This is a genomic window from Paenibacillus sp. LS-5 (assembly GCF_056121505.1).
In genome coordinates this window covers 103,953-120,292 of record NZ_JBWAVA010000004.1, presented here as the reverse complement: position 1 = coordinate 120,292, position 16,340 = coordinate 103,953, and the positions used below count along the sequence as shown (strand labels likewise).

At 50.8% G+C, this 16,340-nt stretch carries 6 protein-coding genes; 1 reads left to right on the top strand and 5 read right to left on the bottom strand.

Annotated elements, in window-relative coordinates:
• Nucleotides 1-97: 97 nt before the first annotated feature.
• The 4 genes from AC0MA3_RS08170 to AC0MA3_RS08155 all read right to left on the bottom strand — a co-directional run bounded on the left by AC0MA3_RS08170 (nucleotide 98) and on the right by AC0MA3_RS08155 (nucleotide 6,695).
• A complete protein-coding gene (locus tag AC0MA3_RS08170) occupies nucleotides 98-1,786 on the bottom strand; it encodes a glycoside hydrolase family 13 protein (protein ID WP_474655803.1) in 1,689 nt (562 codons plus the stop codon).
• A 277-nt stretch (nucleotides 1,787-2,063) separates the two neighbouring features.
• Entirely contained in the window at nucleotides 2,064-4,382 is a 2,319-nt protein-coding gene (locus AC0MA3_RS08165) for a glycoside hydrolase family 65 protein (RefSeq protein WP_474655802.1), read from the bottom strand.
• Nucleotides 4,383-4,693: 311 nt separating this feature from the next.
• The gene (pgmB, locus tag AC0MA3_RS08160) at nucleotides 4,694-5,356 is read right to left on the bottom strand and encodes a beta-phosphoglucomutase (RefSeq protein ID WP_474655801.1); all 663 of its coding nucleotides are present in this window, start codon (nucleotides 5,354-5,356) and stop codon (nucleotides 4,694-4,696) included.
• A gap of 301 nt (nucleotides 5,357-5,657) precedes the next feature.
• Complete coding sequence (locus tag AC0MA3_RS08155) at nucleotides 5,658-6,695, bottom strand: LacI family DNA-binding transcriptional regulator (RefSeq protein WP_379160673.1); 1,038 nt, start codon at nucleotides 6,693-6,695, stop codon at nucleotides 5,658-5,660.
• 658 nt (nucleotides 6,696-7,353) lie between these two features.
• On the opposite strand from AC0MA3_RS08155, the gene AC0MA3_RS08150 reads away from it, so the two are divergent.
• Nucleotides 7,354-15,015, top strand: coding sequence for a pullulanase (locus tag AC0MA3_RS08150; RefSeq protein ID WP_474655800.1), 7,662 nt, complete (start codon nucleotides 7,354-7,356; stop codon nucleotides 15,013-15,015).
• A gap of 168 nt (nucleotides 15,016-15,183) precedes the next feature.
• Here AC0MA3_RS08150 and AC0MA3_RS08145 read toward each other — a convergent pair whose 3' ends face one another.
• Nucleotides 15,184-16,221 carry a LacI family DNA-binding transcriptional regulator gene (locus AC0MA3_RS08145; RefSeq protein WP_474655799.1) on the bottom strand — a complete coding sequence of 346 codons (1,038 nt, stop codon included), beginning with the start codon at nucleotides 16,219-16,221 and terminating at the stop codon, nucleotides 15,184-15,186.
• Between the last annotated feature and the right edge of the window lie 119 nt (nucleotides 16,222-16,340).

The following is a 16,340-nucleotide window of genomic DNA, read 5'->3' as shown; positions in this document are numbered from 1 at the left end:
GTCCTGTTATTCTCTGCTCATCGCTGACAGGTCTAATCTTCAATCTCCCGTCTGGCAGGCATGCTCTTTTAAGTATAGCTCAAGTGAGAAGAAGACGTCAGTTCCCCAGCCGGCAGACTCTGGCTTCATAAGGGCGCAGGGTTCCCCGGTCCATATCCGCCTGCTCTTCGGGATAATTGCTGATGATGATTTCAGTCACATGGTTCAGCTCATCCAGAAACTCCACGGTTTGCGGAGTTTCACAGAAATTCAGCAGCACCAGCCACCGCTCGCCCGCAAGCGTCCGAGTATAGGCATAAATATGTTCATGCTCCGGCAACAGCAGATCATAATCGCCGTAGACCATAACAGGATGCTCTTTGCGCAGACGGATCAGCCTCTGATAATAATAAAATATCGAATCCGGGTCGGCCAGCGCCTGTTCCACATTGATCTCCTCATAACGCGGATTGAGCTTCAGCCATGGAGTGCTCTCCGTGAATCCGGCGTTGGCCGAAGAGTCCCATTGCATAGGTGTACGCGCATTGTCACGTCCTTTGGCATGGATGGCCTTGAGGATCGTATCATGATCCCCGCCGCCTTCGGTAACCTTTTCCCGGTACATGTTATGGATTTCAATATCCTTGTAATCTTCAAGGCGCGGGAACTCCACGTTCGTCATGCCGATCTCCTCACCCTGATAAATGTAAGGGGTCCCCTTCAAGGTATGGAGGAGGGTAGCAAGCATTTTGGCCGAAATAATGCGGTAATCCCCGTCATCGCCGAACCTGGATACCATACGGGGCTGGTCATGATTGTTCAGATACAGGCTGTTCCAGCCGCGTTCCGCCAGACCTACCTGCCATTTATGCAGGATGCTGCGCAGATTGGTCAGTGTCCAGGGAATCACATTCCACTTGCCGCCAGGGCCGGAGTCCACGTCCATATGCTCGAATTGAAAGACCATCTGTAGCTCCTGACGGTCTTCTGCAGTGTAGAGGATGGCATCCTCCACCGTAGCACCCGGGGTTTCACCGACTGTCATCACATCATATTTGGAGAGAACCTTACGGTTCATTTCCTGGAGATATTCGTGGACGCGAGGCCCGTTCATATAATATTCTCCTCCACCGGCCAGTTCGCCGGGAGCAAGACCTTCATAGTGGGCAGAAGGCAGGCCTTCGACCTTGGAGATCATGTTGATGACGTCCATGCGCAGTCCGTCAACTCCTTTGTCCAGCCAAAAAGCCATCATCTTGTACAGCGCGTCCCGCAGCTTCGGGTTCTCCCAGTTGAGATCCGGCTGCTTGCGGGAAAACAGATGCAGATAGTACTCGCCTGTCTGTTCATCCAGCTCCCAGGCGGGGCCGCTGAAGATCGAGCTCCAATTGTTCGGCAACTCGCCATCCAAACCGCCAGGACGCCAGATATAATAATCCCGGTACGGATTATCCTTGGAGGAGCGGGACTCCAGGAACCATGCGTGTTCATCCGAAGAATGGTTGATCACAAGGTCCATCATCAGCTTGATCCCGCGTTCATGCAGCCCGTTCAGCAGCTCCTCCCAGTCCTGCAAGGTGCCGAATTCATCCATAATATCTTCATAGTCGCTGATATCATAGCCGTTGTCGTCATTGGGGGACTTATAGACCGGTGAGAGCCAGACGACATCCACCCCCAGCTTCTGCAGATAATCGAGGCGTGAGATAATCCCCTGCAGATCCCCGATCCCGTCTCCGTTGCTGTCCTGGAAGCTGCGCGGGTAGATCTGATAGACTACGGCTTCTTTCCAAAAGGTTCTGTTCATTCGGTTAGCTCCTTTGAGTGTTTTGAATTTGAGCCAGAGAAGTTTCCAATTTAGATGTTGGTCGTAACTGCGGTGATTTTGGACTTCCGGCCGCTGTTGCCCCCAGATATCTTCAATTTATACCGCTGCCAGCGGTTGATATCCGGTGACAAAGGCGGTCGCTACCGCTCCTACAGTTCCAAAAGTCCCCTCCGTTACTTTCATCTTGTAATTCTCATCGCAAGTTCAAATTACAAAAAAAGCCCCGAAGTACTAAAAGCCTCCGGGGTAACAAAGATTATACAGTAACAGAAGTTCCCTCAGATGTAACGCTGCTCAGTCCGTTCACTGTATAGTCCTTGCCATGAATCGTGATGGACGCCGGAATATCGGTTTCATTGACAACGGTAACCAACACATCGGTCACACTTACCTTCAGACGGGAGCCGCGGAACATGATTTTGAACGAATAAGCCGTCCAGTGACCTGGATTGGATGGGTTCAGAATCAGACGGTCTGAATGCACCCGAAGTCCGCCAAAGCCGTGTACGATGGACATCCAGGTTCCCGCCATGCTGGTGGTATGGCAGCCGTCTTCCGTATCATTGTTGTAATTATCGAGATCCAGTCTCGACGTGCGCAGGTACATTTCATAAGCCTTCTCCTTATACCCCAGCTCGCAGGCGAGAATAGAATGGATACAAGGGGAGAGGGAGGATTCATGAACGGTGATCGGCTCATAGAAATCGAAATTGCGCTTTTTGGTCTCCAGGTCATAACGGTCGCCCAGGAAGTAGAGTCCCTGCAGCACATCAGCCTGTTTGATGAAGCAGGAGCGCAGGATGCGGTCCCAGGACCATTTTTGATTGAGCGGCAGGTTCTCCGGCAGTACATCCTTGACCTGAATGATCTCCTTGTCGAGGAATCCGTCCTGCTGTAGGAAGATCCCGCGTTCCTCGTCCGCAGCATAGTACATCTTGGCAATAATCTCATTCCACTTCACCGTTTCAGCCTCATCCAGCTCCAGCTTGTCGACCAGTTCTGCATAGCGGGCGGACTCATTCTCTTGCAGATACGCCAGTGCTTCCAGTGTATATTCCATCGTCCAGGAAGCCATCCGGTTCGTATACCAGTTATTGTTGACATTGTTCTCATATTCGTTCGGGCCGGTGACGCCGAGCATTACATATTTGTCTTTGTGCGGTACATAGTGTACACGTTCTTCCCAGAATCGGGAGATTTCCACTAGCACCTCAAGGCCGTATTGGCCGAGATAAGCTTTGTCTCCGGTGTAATTCACATAGTTATAGATGGCATAGGCAATGGCGCCGTTGCGGTGGATCTCTTCGAATGTAATCTCCCACTCGTTGTGGCATTCTTCGCCATTCATCGTTACCATTGGATAGAGCGCGCCTTTTTTGAACCCGAGCTTGCGGGCGTTCTCCTTGGCTTTTTCCAGATGCTTATACCGGTAGATCAGCAGGTTGCGGGCAATCGAGGAATCCGCAGTACTTAAGTAGAATGGCACACAATAAGCTTCTGTATCCCAATAGGTGCTGCCGCCGTATTTTTCCCCGGTAAAGCCCTTCGGTCCAATGTTCAGCCGGTCATCTTCACCAGTATAAGTCTGATTCAGCTGAAAAATATTGAACCGGATCGCCTGCTGCGCCGACACATCACCCTCGATGATAATGTCGCTTTCCTTCCATTTGTCCTTCCATGCTTCCAGCTGTTCAGTCAAAAGCGCCGAAAAACCAGCTTCCCGTGCACTATGCAGCGCAGTTTGTGCGGCCTCAACCAACTGGCCCAGCCCATGATTACGTGAGGTGACATTTGCGGCATACTTATAAATAACCACCTGATCACCGGACTTTACCGGAAAAACTACTTTACTGGCAACATATTTTTCCTGCTCGATCGCTTCGGCTGTGCGTGTAAGCTTGTCACCATTCACGAGAATGTCGAAGAGATAGGCCGAAGTCACGTGAAAATCGAGTTTCTTTGTTTTCAGAGTCAGGTGTCCGCCGTCCGGTGCGCCTTTTTTCTCGACTTCGTTCCAGAATTTCTCGTCATAGTTGGCATCTTTGTTCTTGATGTCACCGTCGAGGTAAGGAGTGATAGTCAGCTCCCCGGCAAAATTAAGCGGAGTGATGGAGTAGCGGATCGCACCTATCTCGCGGCGGGCCATGCTGACAATACGGATGCTCTCAACCTTTACTTCTTTACCGCTCTCCATTGTGGCCGTGAAGCTGCGGGACAAGGTACCTTCTTTCATATTAAGTTCCCGGTGAAATTCGCTGACGGTGCAGGCTGCCAAATCCAGCGGAATGCCGTCGATGTCAATATTGATCCCGATCCAGTTCGTACTGTTCAACACTTTGGCAAAATACTCGGGATAGCCGTTTTTCCACCAGCCCACCCGTGTTTTATCCGGATAGTAGACACCAGCCATGTAGCTGCCTTGCAGGCTATGCCCGCTGTACTGCTCTTCAAAATTGGCGCGTCCGCCCATGTACCCGTTCCCGAGACTAAATACGCTTTCGGAAATTTCCTGGGTCTGCGGATCAAAAGATTCTTCGATGATGGACCATTCGTCGATTTTTAAATATTGTTTCATGGGTACCGGCTCCTTTTAAATGGGGGATGAGGATATATAATGAACTAAATCTCTTGTCTTAGAATTCTTGTGACAGCGTCGCCACTACGCGGAATGTTTGGACTTCCGGCCGCTGTTATAATCAGATTTCTTAAATTTGAAGACACTTTTCAAGGGTGAAATCTGATTATAAAGGCGGACGCTGACGCTCCTACAGTTCCAAACTTCCACTCCGTGGCTTGGTCACCATAACTCTAAAACGTCATTTTTAATTCATTTATAAAAAAAGTAGGGCAAAAGAGACTCACATTACCGATAACTGTTAATGTTCGTCATACGCGTGCAAATGATTCTCTTAGGGCAGCCACGCTAATGTGCGCCAGGGAAGGGACAACGATATCCGCTGCCGCAAGGGTCTCCGGCGAACCGATGCCTACGCTGCGCATGCCGGCGCGGATGGCGGCGGTGATTCCTGCTTCGGCATCCTCAAACACCACACATTCACCCGGTTCAGCGGATACGGCTCTGGCTCCAAGAAGGAAGACTTCAGGATCGGGCTTGGCTGCGCTGGTGTGTGTGCCGTCGATAATGGCATCGAAATAAGGCGTGAGACCGGTGTTCTGCAGGATCATCATTGCGTTTTTGCTGGCGGAGCCGAGAGCGGTCTTGATCTTCTGCGCCCGGCATTCCTTCAGGAAATCCAAGGCGCCCGGCAGAATCTCCGAACTGTCCATCTTGGCGATGTATTCGACATAACGTTTGTTCTTCTGCTCGGCGAGCTCGGCTTTGCGTGCTTCATCCAGGGTTAGTCCGCCGATTTCCAGCAGAATGTTGAGTGATGCCGTCCGGCTGACGCCCTTGAGGCGTTCATTATCCTTCTCGGTGAAGTCGAAGCCGAGTTGCTGAGCCAGCTCTCTCCAGGCAATGAAATGATATTTAGCGGTATCTACGAGCACTCCGTCCAAATCGAACAAACAGGCTTTAATCTCTGACATGGTAGAACCTCCTAGTAATAGTTTTTCAGACAAGGTAGACCTCAAGTTGCACTAATTAAACAGGCGGAAAGTGTGGTGCGATGTTCCACAATACGGTTGCCGAGCACATATATTTGGTGGAATCCTGTATGATGTACTGCAATCGGATATCCTTCATAGTGTGCAATAAACCGTATTCCCAATCTCAACTGAATGAGGGTAAGTCGAGTTGAGCAATTGGAACAATATGTAGCGCAAACGTTTGTACAAACTTCGAAAAAATAAATGAAGCATCAATAGCTTCATTTATTTGGTTCTGCAATTACTTCTTCACTGGTGAATACATGGATGATTCTCTGACGATTAAGCGGTGCGGGATCACGAACCGGTTCGTATATCCGTCATGGTTATCCGGTTTCTGGATGCTCTGGATCAGCACCTGGGAAGCGGTGTAGCCAAGATGGTAGATACCGATGTCGATGCTGCTGATCGGCGGACTGGACAATTCCGAAAGCGGAATATTGTTAAAGCTGACAATCGCCAGATCCTCAGGAACCTTGTATTTCAGCTCATTCAGCCCGCGAAGTACGCCGAAAGAGACCATATCGTCGACTGCTACTAGTGCTGTGGGACGGTTCGGGAGATTCATGAAGAAAGACATCGCCCGGTAGCCGCTGTCCTGCAAAAATTCACCTTCAACGATCCATTCGGCCCGCATTTCCAGTCCGCTCTTCTCCATCGCTTTGCGGTAGCCTTCCAGCCGGTCGCGTGAAACGATGAGATTGGGAGGGCCGCTTACAAAGCCAATTCGTTCATGTCCCATGGATATCAAGTGGTTGGTAGCATCGTAAGCAGCCATCACATTATCATTATCCACCGATAGGATGTCCTCATAGCGGTCACTTCGCCCTACCAGAACAAAAGGGTAGCCACCCGATTCCAGAAAATCAATCACCGCATCGTCTTTGCGTGAATACAGCAGAATAACGCCGTCAACACGGCGGCCTTTGAGCAGGCGGGAGACGGATTCAAGTTCTTCCTTCTCGTTCGCACCGGAACTGATCAGTACATCATAGCCGGATCGGCTGGACTGTGTAACAATCCCACGGATCAATTCCATAAAAAATAAATTGGAGAACAGCTCTTCAGCAGGTTTCGGCAGGATGATGCAAATGCTGTTCGTGGTCTTTGAAACCAGGCTTTTGGCCATCATATTCGGAGTGTAGCCCATTTCCTCCATAATTACTTTGACTTTACGGGAAGTTTCTAGGCTAATTCTGGGATGACCTGACAACACCCGGGATACAGTGGAGGGAGATACTCCCGCTTTCTTAGCCACGTCCTTGATGGTAACTGTCATAGAAACCTCCTTATGGAACCGTTTGCTTTACTCTGTAATATTAATCGAAGAGCTGTTAATTGTAAATAGTGAAACTCTTGCTAAGGGCCATAGGCAGGCGTCCTGCAAGACTAGCAAAGACTATTCGCTTCCTGAAATTCACTTGTGAAATCAGGTGGTTAGGAGGGAGAGATACGATAGTTTTTGATAGCTGAGATGCAAGATTGCGCAACTTCCGGCAGGATTTGTGTGCAAAATGGCAAGAGTTGCAGAAGGCCGTTCCAGATGCTGGCTACTTGTTCATTTGGAAATGGTTATTGACAACGATCCAGATAGGGGATTAGTATGTTGAACAGAATTAAAAAGCGCTTACATTTGCTGTTTCTACTCGATTCGTCATGCCGGACCCTTAGTTTCTATGGTTTATCTACTGCATGCCGTTAATTGCAAACGTTTGCGCATTCTTAGTGAAGCCATTCGCAGAAAAGAAGCAATTCGCAGTAACGAAGCAGTTCAAAGGATCGATAACAAATTTATTTATCGGGAGGAGGCTGCCAAAGCAGAATGAAAGGGCTCAATTGAAGCCGCAAAGAATATCGCGAAAGATCCATGTAAGAGCCGTGAGATGGTGGAACAGTAGCGTTTTTAGGCAAATTCAATGATGGGGGTATCAGCCAAAATGAAATGGGCGTTATGGGGCAAGAAGGCATTTGCCATTTGTATGAGTGTGGTTTTTGTGTGTTCTTATTTCTCTTACCCGGGCAACGTGCAAGCGGAAGCGTCCAAGGTTGTGCTCGTGGGCGATCTTCAGTCCGAATTATCAACGGGGGCAGCGCCTACCGCAGACTGGAATCCTGATGCCAGCGTGACACAGTTAACCTATGTGGACAATGGAATGTACAAGTTCACGGGTACCTTGCCCGCAGGCGTATATGAATACAAGATCGCTTTGAACGGTACCTGGGATGAGAGCTACGGATACAGCAGCTACACCAATCCCGCTGGAGTCAACAAAAACGGCAATATTATGTTAACGCTTACAGCTGAGACCAGCGTAACCTTTTATTATAATGACATCACCAAGAAAATCGCTGATTCCACCTATTACACACCGATAGCGGCCGACAGGCTTCCCAAGCTGACTGGAACGCTGCAGACGGAGCTGGGCGATGTGCGGGATTCTTCTCCGGCTGACGCGGCGGCCGCGTTATCCGATCCTGATATGGACGGGATTTATGAACGGACCGCCAATCTGCCGGCAGGTGAATACACTTATCGGGTGTATGTTCCTGGAGATACGCCGAGTGTGGATCAGCTGTACCCAGATGTGGACCAGACCCTGAAGCTTCCGAACGATCTGAAGGTTACCTTCAGGTATAATGCACAGGACCACGGGGTTAGTGCCTCTTTTACAGCGCCAGCTGTACCCGGAAAAGTGATTCCTGTACCGGATGGGCAGCTGCGGATTCATTACAACCGGCCTGCCGGGGATTACACCGATCAGGGGCTGTGGCTGTGGGATGATGTGGCTTCAACTTCCGCAGGCTGGCCGGCAGGTGCAACCCCTTTTCCTGATGGGCAGACCGATGCCTATGGAGCTTATGCCGATGTGCCGCTGAAGACGGGGGCCAAGAAAATCTCTTTCCTCGTCGTTAACCGCAGCACACAGGCAAAGGACGGAGGCGACAAGCTTTTTACCATCAACACTCCGCAGACCAATGAGGTCTGGATCAAGCAAGACTCGGATGCTGTGACTTCTTACGAACCGGTGGTACTCCCGGCCAATACTGTGCGGGTCCATTATACGAGAGAGGATAGCAACCAGAATCAGTACGGCTTGTGGCTCTGGGATGAGGTTGCTTCGCTGCCGGTGACCTGGCCGGGGGATGCGACGCCGTTTCTAGCCGAACATAAGGATGCCTATGGACTCTATGCCGATATTCCGCTTCAGGCGAATGCCAAAAAAATGGGCTTTGTGGTGGTGAACCGTTCCAGCGGCGATAAGGACGGCGGCGATAAAACCTTCGGTCTGCTGGACCGCTACAATCAGCTGTGGATCAAAAAGGGTGATGATCATGTGTATGTGTCCCCTTTTGGCGAGCTGCCTGTGAGTCTTGCATCGGCGGAGGTCTTGTCCACCAGCAAGCTTCTTCTGACCTTTACTTTAACGGACGGTCTGGATGCTGCTGCATTGAAATCTGCCATAACCGTCAAGGACAAAGCGGGCAATCCGGTTACTGTCACGGCCGTGATGATCAAGAGCACGACTTCTGTTGAGGTGGACACAGCGGCTTTTGCACTGGACCAGGCTCCTCTCAGCGTGACATATTCCGGTAAAAGTGTATCGGCATCGGCAGGCTGGAGAATGCTTGATGAAATGTACAATTACACCGGAGATGATCTGGGGGCTAACTATCATCCGGCAGACCACTCTGCGACCCTGAAGCTGTGGGCACCCATGGCTAGCCGTGTAGTAGCAAATGTGTACAGCAAGACTGACGCCGCCATGCAGGTGGGTCAGGTCAGCCTTACTCCAGGCGATAAGGGGGTCTGGTCGGTGCAGCTGAAGCCGTCTGATCTGAGTGGTGCGTCCGCGGCCGGGGATGTGCGCGGCTTCTACTACCAGTACGAAGTGACGAATAACGGTATTAGCAAGCAGGTACTTGATCCTTATGCCAAATCAATGGCAGTGTTCACTGTGAATACCACAGGTGCGGCTGGGCCTGACGGAGACATGGTTGGTAAAGCAGCTATCGTTGATCTCAACGGGACGAATCCGCCGGATTTCGGGGCAGCGGCTATCCCTGGCTATCAGAAGCGGGAGGATGCTGTTATTTACGAGATTCATGTACGGGATTTCACCTCGGATGTGTCGATTGAAAGCGAGCTGGGCGGTGAACGCTGGGGTTCGTATGCGGCTTTTGAGAAGAAGCTCGATTATATCAAATCCCTGGGCGTGACCCATATTCAGCTGCTGCCGGTAATGGCTTGGTATTATGGAGACGAAACGAAGATGGGTAACAGGGAATCCGCTTATTCAGCCCAGAACAATGAATACAACTGGGGGTATGATCCGCAGAGCTATTTCTCACCGGATGGGGCTTACTCGCAGAATCCTGCTGATCCCGAAGAGCGGATCATGGAGCTGAAAGGCCTGATAGATGCGGTCCATAAGGCGGGCATGGGAGTCATTCTCGATGTCGTCTATACCCATATGGCGAAAAAAGATTTTCTGAACGACATCGTACCGAACTACTATGCCTTCCAGGATGCGAACGGCAGCTTTATCGGGGGCTTTGGCAACAATCTGGCGACCAGCCATAAGATGGCCGAGAAGTTGATGGTGGATTCGGTCAAATACTGGTTCAGCGAATATAAAATCGACGGCATGCGCTGGGATATGATGGGGGACGCGACAGCAGATGCTGTTCAGGCAGCTTATGATGCTGCTGAAGCGGTTAATCCGCAAGCGCTGTTCATCGGGGAAGGCTGGAAGACCTTCGGCGGGGCCGCCTCCGATCCGGCACTAACCGGTAAAGGCGCAGACCAGTCCTGGATGGACAAAACGGATAATATCGGTGTATTCTCCGATGAATTCCGTAATGAGCTGAAGTCCGGTTTTGGCTCGGAAGGGGAGCCCCGGTTCATAACAGGCGGAGCACGGTCTATCGCTACGATCTTCAACAATATCAAAGCGCAGCCTTCCAACATTCCTGCAGATGATCCGGGTGATGTTGTGCCGTATATCGAAGCCCATGACAATCTGACCCTGCATGATGTCATTGCGCAGTCGATCCGGAAGGACCCGTCGATTGCCGGGAATGAGCTGGAAATCCAGAAGCGGATACGGCTGGGCAATCTGCTGGAGCTCACTTCCCAAGGGACAGCCTTCCTGCAGGAGGGCCAGGAGTATGGACGCACGAAGCAGTGGAAGGGAGCGGGGGTTCCCGAGCAGAAATATACGGAGCTGAAGGACGGGAACGGGCAGAGCGTTGGCTATTTTATCAACGATTCCTACGATTCTTCGGATGCCGTTAACCAGTTCGATTGGGCCAAAGCCACGGATGACATCAACTATCCTGTTCAGAATGCAACCCGGGCATATACTTCTGGACTGATTCAGCTGAGACAATCCACCGACGCCTTCCGACTTGGTGACAAAAGTCTGGTGGACTCGAATGTCAGCCTGATCGCAGCGCCTGAAATCCAGGCAACCGATCTGGTGATCGGCTACAAGAATAAAGCGACCGATGGAACCGGATTCTACTACGTCTTCATGAACGGGGATAATGCAGCGAGAACCCTTACGCTTTCCGAGGATCTGACCGGAGGGCAGGTGCTTGTGGACGACGATCAAGCGGGAACTGCGGCAATCCCTGCAGGGAGCCAGACGGGCTTCACGCTTACAGCGAATTCGATTACGCTAGCCCCGCTTACTGCTGTGGTCATCCGTAAGGATGCCGCCGCTGCTGTGCTGACTTCTCTTGGAACGGACAGCCCAAGCTATTCGCTCCAAACCGGCAGCACGCATCAAAGTGCTGTTATGGCCAAATATGATGACGGCAGCTCCAGAAAGGTTACAGATACGTCGACATATAGTTCCAGCAATCCGGAGATTGCCACGGTGACAAGCAAAGGGCTGGTCCAAGCCGTTAAGGCAGGCACTGCCACCATTACAATCACGTATGGCGGTCTCACCACAACGGTTGCTGTTGAAGTGACCAAAGACGCGGAGGATACCAAAAGGTATGTTCAAATTACCTATGTACGGGACGATAAGGATTATACCGACTGGAATCTCTGGGTGTGGAATACGGGAGTCAAAAACGACCAGATCGATTTCACTACCTACAAGGATGGCAAGGCCAGTGTGATGCTTGAGGTGGCACCGAATGCCACGAGTGTGGGTTTTGTGCTTCGCAAGGGAACGGACTGGAATACCGGCAAGCAGGACTACCCTGACGACCGGGTCATTCCGCTCACGGCTGGTGAAGCTTTTACCAAGGTGGTTATCACCAGTATGGTAAAAGAGCTGGATATCAAACCGATGATAAGCGGTCCTGTGATGAAAGACGGGACGATCACCTTCCGCTACCGGGATGATGCCCTCTTCCGAACTGATAATCTGGCTGCAATCAGCGGGGTTAAGATTAAAGTGAATGGCACGGAGTATCCTATGTTATACGATACGGCCAATGAATGGTTCAGCTATCAGCTGAAGGATCTGCAGGAAGGCACATACAAGTATACTTTCCTCGTGACCAAGGACGGAGTGACCGAAGAGCTGAACGATCCGAAAAACACCGTAAACGGTGAATCAGTCGTCGTCTATCATATCCCGGATGTGACGATTACTGCGGCAGTCCAGCCGGAAGCCATTACCTCCAATGAAAATGCAGTGGTAACCGTTAAAGCTGCTTCTGCGGAAGATGTATCGTTCGTGGACGGTTATATGGATCTGACTGCCCTGGGCGGACCGGCTGCAGTGAAGCTGGACACAGCGCTCATGAAACAGACGGTTGCCGTTAAGAACACTGTGCCCGCGGGAATCAAAACCATCCCGATTACGCTAATGGATTCCTATGGAAATACGCACAAAGGCACGGCTGAAGTTGAGGTGAAGGCAAGAACGTATACGGGTGACCGGCTTGATTTTGACTGGGATGAAGCCCGGATCTATTTCGCACTGACTGACCGTTTCAAGGACGGGGATGCTACGAACAATACCAATGTCGACAAAACCCATCTGGAAGCCTACCATGGCGGAGATTTCCGCGGGATGATCGACAATCTGGACTATCTTCAGGAGCTTGGCATTAATACACTCTGGATTACGCCGATTGTAGACAATATCGATTTCAACAAGGGTATTGATTTTGGCGGCACGCAATATGCTTATCATGGCTACTGGGCCAAGGATTTCACCCAGCTGGATGAGCATCTCGGGGACATGGCCACGTTCAAAGAGCTGATCGAGAAAGCCCATGACAAAGGCATCAAGATTATGGTGGACGTTGTGCTGAATCATACCGGATACGGCCTGAAGGCGGAGGACAGTTATCCTGGTGTTACGGCTGAGGATAAGGCGCGTTTTGGCGGTATGCTCCGCACGGACGGTGTGTCCGCGGATACGGACCCGGTGAAGGGCGAATTGGCAGGTCTGCCTGACTTCAAGACTGAAGATCCGGCAGTGCGTCAGACCGTTATCGACTGGCAGACGGGCTGGCTGGATAATGCCCGGACCGAACGCGGAGATACAATCGATTATTTCCGTGTGGACACGGTGAAGCATGTGGATAGCACAACCTGGAAGGCGTTCAAAAATGCGCTGACTGCAATAGATCCAGCCTTCAAGCTGGTTGGCGAATATTACAGCGGTACTCTGGATAACGATGGGGGCAATCTGAAGTCCGGCCAGATGGATGGTCTGCTTGATTTTGGCTTCAAGAATGCCGCAAAAGATTTTACAGACGGAAAAATCACGGCTGTAGATGCATATTTGCAAACCCGGGAAGCCCGGATGGACAATACTGGAATGATGGCTCAATTCCTGAGCAGTCATGACGAGAACGGCTTTTTATCCAGCTATATAGGTGGTGACAAAGGCAAGCTGAAGGTGGCTGCTGCGCTGCAGATTACAGCCAAAGGCCAGCCGGTCATCTACTACGGAGAAGAGCTGGGGCGTTCCGGTGCAAATGCCGGAGATATGTCGAAAGGAGAGTTCAGCGAGAACCGGGGGGATATGCCTTGGGATCAGCTGAGTGCGGAGCAGGATCTTCACGATCACTACCAGAAGCTGCTGAACATCCGTGCCAAATACTCGCAGATTTATTCTAAGGGTGTACGCACCAAGCTGGCCGGCTCGGATGGGCTGGGTTATCTGGCTTTTGACAAGCAGTATGGAAAAGAAAATATAGTAACGGCGATCAACACGAAGACAGAGGCGGCATCGGTTAGTCTTCCGGTTCCTTTTGCCGCACAGGCTGCGGTTGTGGATGAATATAGCGGGCAGACCTATACGGTATCCCAAGATCAAAAAGTTACGGTTGAATTGCCGGGCAGGGATGAGGGCGGAACAGTTATTCTGGCTTTAGTGCCGAAGGTGACCCCTGTGCCAACACCAACCCCGACAGCTACACCAGCACCAGCGGAAACGGCAGCACCTGTGCCAACACCTGTCGTCCCCACGGTCACACCTGCGGCAGATACGCAGCTTGTGAACGGGGATACGCTGAAGAACGGCAAGGATGGTAAAGTTGTAGTGGAACTGGCTTCAGGCAAGCAGGCAGTGCTTCTGCCGATTCAGGCTGCAGCTATGCTGGGGCCAAATGATCTCGTGCTTCATATGGATAGGCTCACAATTACGCTGCCAGCCCAGGTTCTGGGTCGAATTCAGGGAACATTATCTGGAGCGGATGCCGAGGGTGCGCAGATTCTGTTGCGAGCAGCGTCGCTGCAAGGCGAGGCATCAAGCGCTCTGTTGACTGGGCTCAACAAGGATCATACGGTGGTAAAAGCGGCATCGGATGTCTATGAGTTCAAGCTTGAGATTATACGTAAAGACAAGACGATTCTTCCGGTGACCTCTTTTGCTGAGCCGGTTACACTGACCTTCCAGGTTAAGGGCAATCCCGACAAGGCATTGCTTGGTGTATATAATTTGGGTGAGCGCAATTCATTGGAGTATATCGGAGGCGTACAGCAGGGAGATGTAATTACAGCTAAGGTTACTCATTTCAGCACATATGCGGCGCTTGAGATCAGCCGATCTTTCCTGGATGTTCCGGTTTCCTACTGGGCAGAGACAGCAATTAAATCGCTCAGTGCCAAGCAGGTAATATCGGGTGTGACGACTACCGAATTCAAACCGGGGGGCCTGGTCACCCGCGCAGAATTCACCGCACTTCTCATGCGGGCGCTCGGACTTCAGGCTGACGGGCAGTCTGCATTTGCGGATGTGAAGGCGGAAGAGCAGAGCGGATTCACGGATGTGAAGGCGGATGCCTGGTATGCATCCTATGTTTCCGCAGCAGTCCGTCAGGGGCTGGTGACTGGACGCAGCAAGAACTTGTTCGCTCCGGGTGCAGCGATCAGCCGTGAAGAGATGGCTGTCTTGATTATCCGGGCACTGGAGGTGAAGCAAGGTAAGAAGAGAGAACCTGTAACTGGCAACCCGGCGTTTGCCGATACTTCCAGCATCAGCTCATGGGCAACTGCTTATGTCCAGGCTGCTGTTGAATTGGGTCTATTGCAGGGCAGAACTGACAACCAATTTGCGCCACAGGCATCGATGACCCGTGCTGAAGCGGCAGAGGTCATCTACAGGTTGCTTGGGAAGTAGCCATTAATGATGGACTCAAGAGCTGACTAATTCAGCAGGCGGTACATCAACATAGCAAATAACACCACAAGGGCACTCTCCACCTGGAAGAGTGCCTTTATGGTGTTGGAAGATACATTCGCATTCGCACATAGTCTTACTGATGAATGCTGTGGATTAAGCGCCGATTTATGGCGAATTAAGCCGCTTGCAGGATGACCGGTCGACAAAGCGGGTATCGATTTTAATTTTTGCGCTCACGCCTGAGCTCGTGTGAAGTGAAGTCAAGAGGTCAACGGCCCAATGCGCCATCTGCTGCTTTTCAACGTGAACGGTGGTTAGCTCCGGTGTCAGAATGAGAGATTCGTTGATATTATCGAATCCGACGACCGATACATCCTCTGGAATGGAGAAGCCAAGTTCAGCGAGTGCCTTCATAGTGCTGATGGCTATATAATCACATTCACAGAAGAAAGCGGTAGGGAAAGGTTGTCCATGATCCATTAATTTGCGCAATTTCTCCTTTAAGGGTCCTTGGGAGGATAACATGGTCGGAGGCACAGCCAGAATGTTGCTTTTGGAAATCTCCAAATGATACTCAGCCAAGGCAGACCAAAACCCTCTTTTGCGCTCCTCAAAGTTGTGAATCCGTTCTTCGGAGGTAATATACCCCAATCGCTGATGTCCCAGCTCTGCCAAATATTTGCCTGCTTGATATGCCCCCATGAAATTATTGATCTCCACAAAACGAACCGGAAGCGAATCGAAGCAGGTATCCAAGACTACTAAATTGGGCAGTTTGTCTGCGATATCCGAGATTTGGTGGGCGGGTAAATTGGTGCCCAGAAGAATGATTCCATCGTCCGTCCGTTCGTTCATAACGATCTGAATGTCTTGTTCATAGCTGTTCTGTTCGATCGCAGAGAAGATCAGTGTATATCCTTTAATCCGGCAGCGTTCTTCAATATGATGAATGAGTTCTCTGAAAAAAGGCTGCTGATAATATTCCTCATGCACCAGTCCATCATTAGTAAATACCAAAAACCGCAGAGACCTGCCGGTGCTTTCGCCCGTGGATTTCTGCTTTTTTAACGTATAGCCAACCTCATCCGCAATGCGAAGAATCCGCTCGCGTGTGTCTTGTCCAATTCCAGGCTTCCCGGACAGTGCCAAAGAGACTGCGCCTTTGGATACTCCGGCAAGCTTAGCAAGCTCTTCCATATTCACCGGTTTTCCTCCGTTCACATTTGTTTAGTTTGTTTAGTATATAATAGATCACTTGACTTTGCAATATAATCACTATATTGACGATCTTTTTATCTTCGTGTAGGATAAAAATAGACAGT

Bases quoted from the DNA above. Each gene is read 5' to 3' on its own strand.
- AC0MA3_RS08150 (WP_474655800.1), top strand. From the start codon at position 7,354: ATGAAATGGGCGTTATGGGGCAAGAAGGCATTTGCCATTTGTATGAGT.
- AC0MA3_RS08170 (WP_474655803.1), bottom strand. From the start codon at position 1,786: ATGAACAGAACCTTTTGGAAAGAAGCCGTAGTCTATCAGATCTACCCG.
- pgmB (WP_474655801.1), bottom strand. From the start codon at position 5,356: ATGTCAGAGATTAAAGCCTGTTTGTTCGATTTGGACGGAGTGCTCGTA.
- AC0MA3_RS08155 (WP_379160673.1), bottom strand. From the start codon at position 6,695: ATGACAGTTACCATCAAGGACGTGGCTAAGAAAGCGGGAGTATCTCCC.
- AC0MA3_RS08165 (WP_474655802.1), bottom strand. From the start codon at position 4,382: ATGAAACAATATTTAAAAATCGACGAATGGTCCATCATCGAAGAATCT.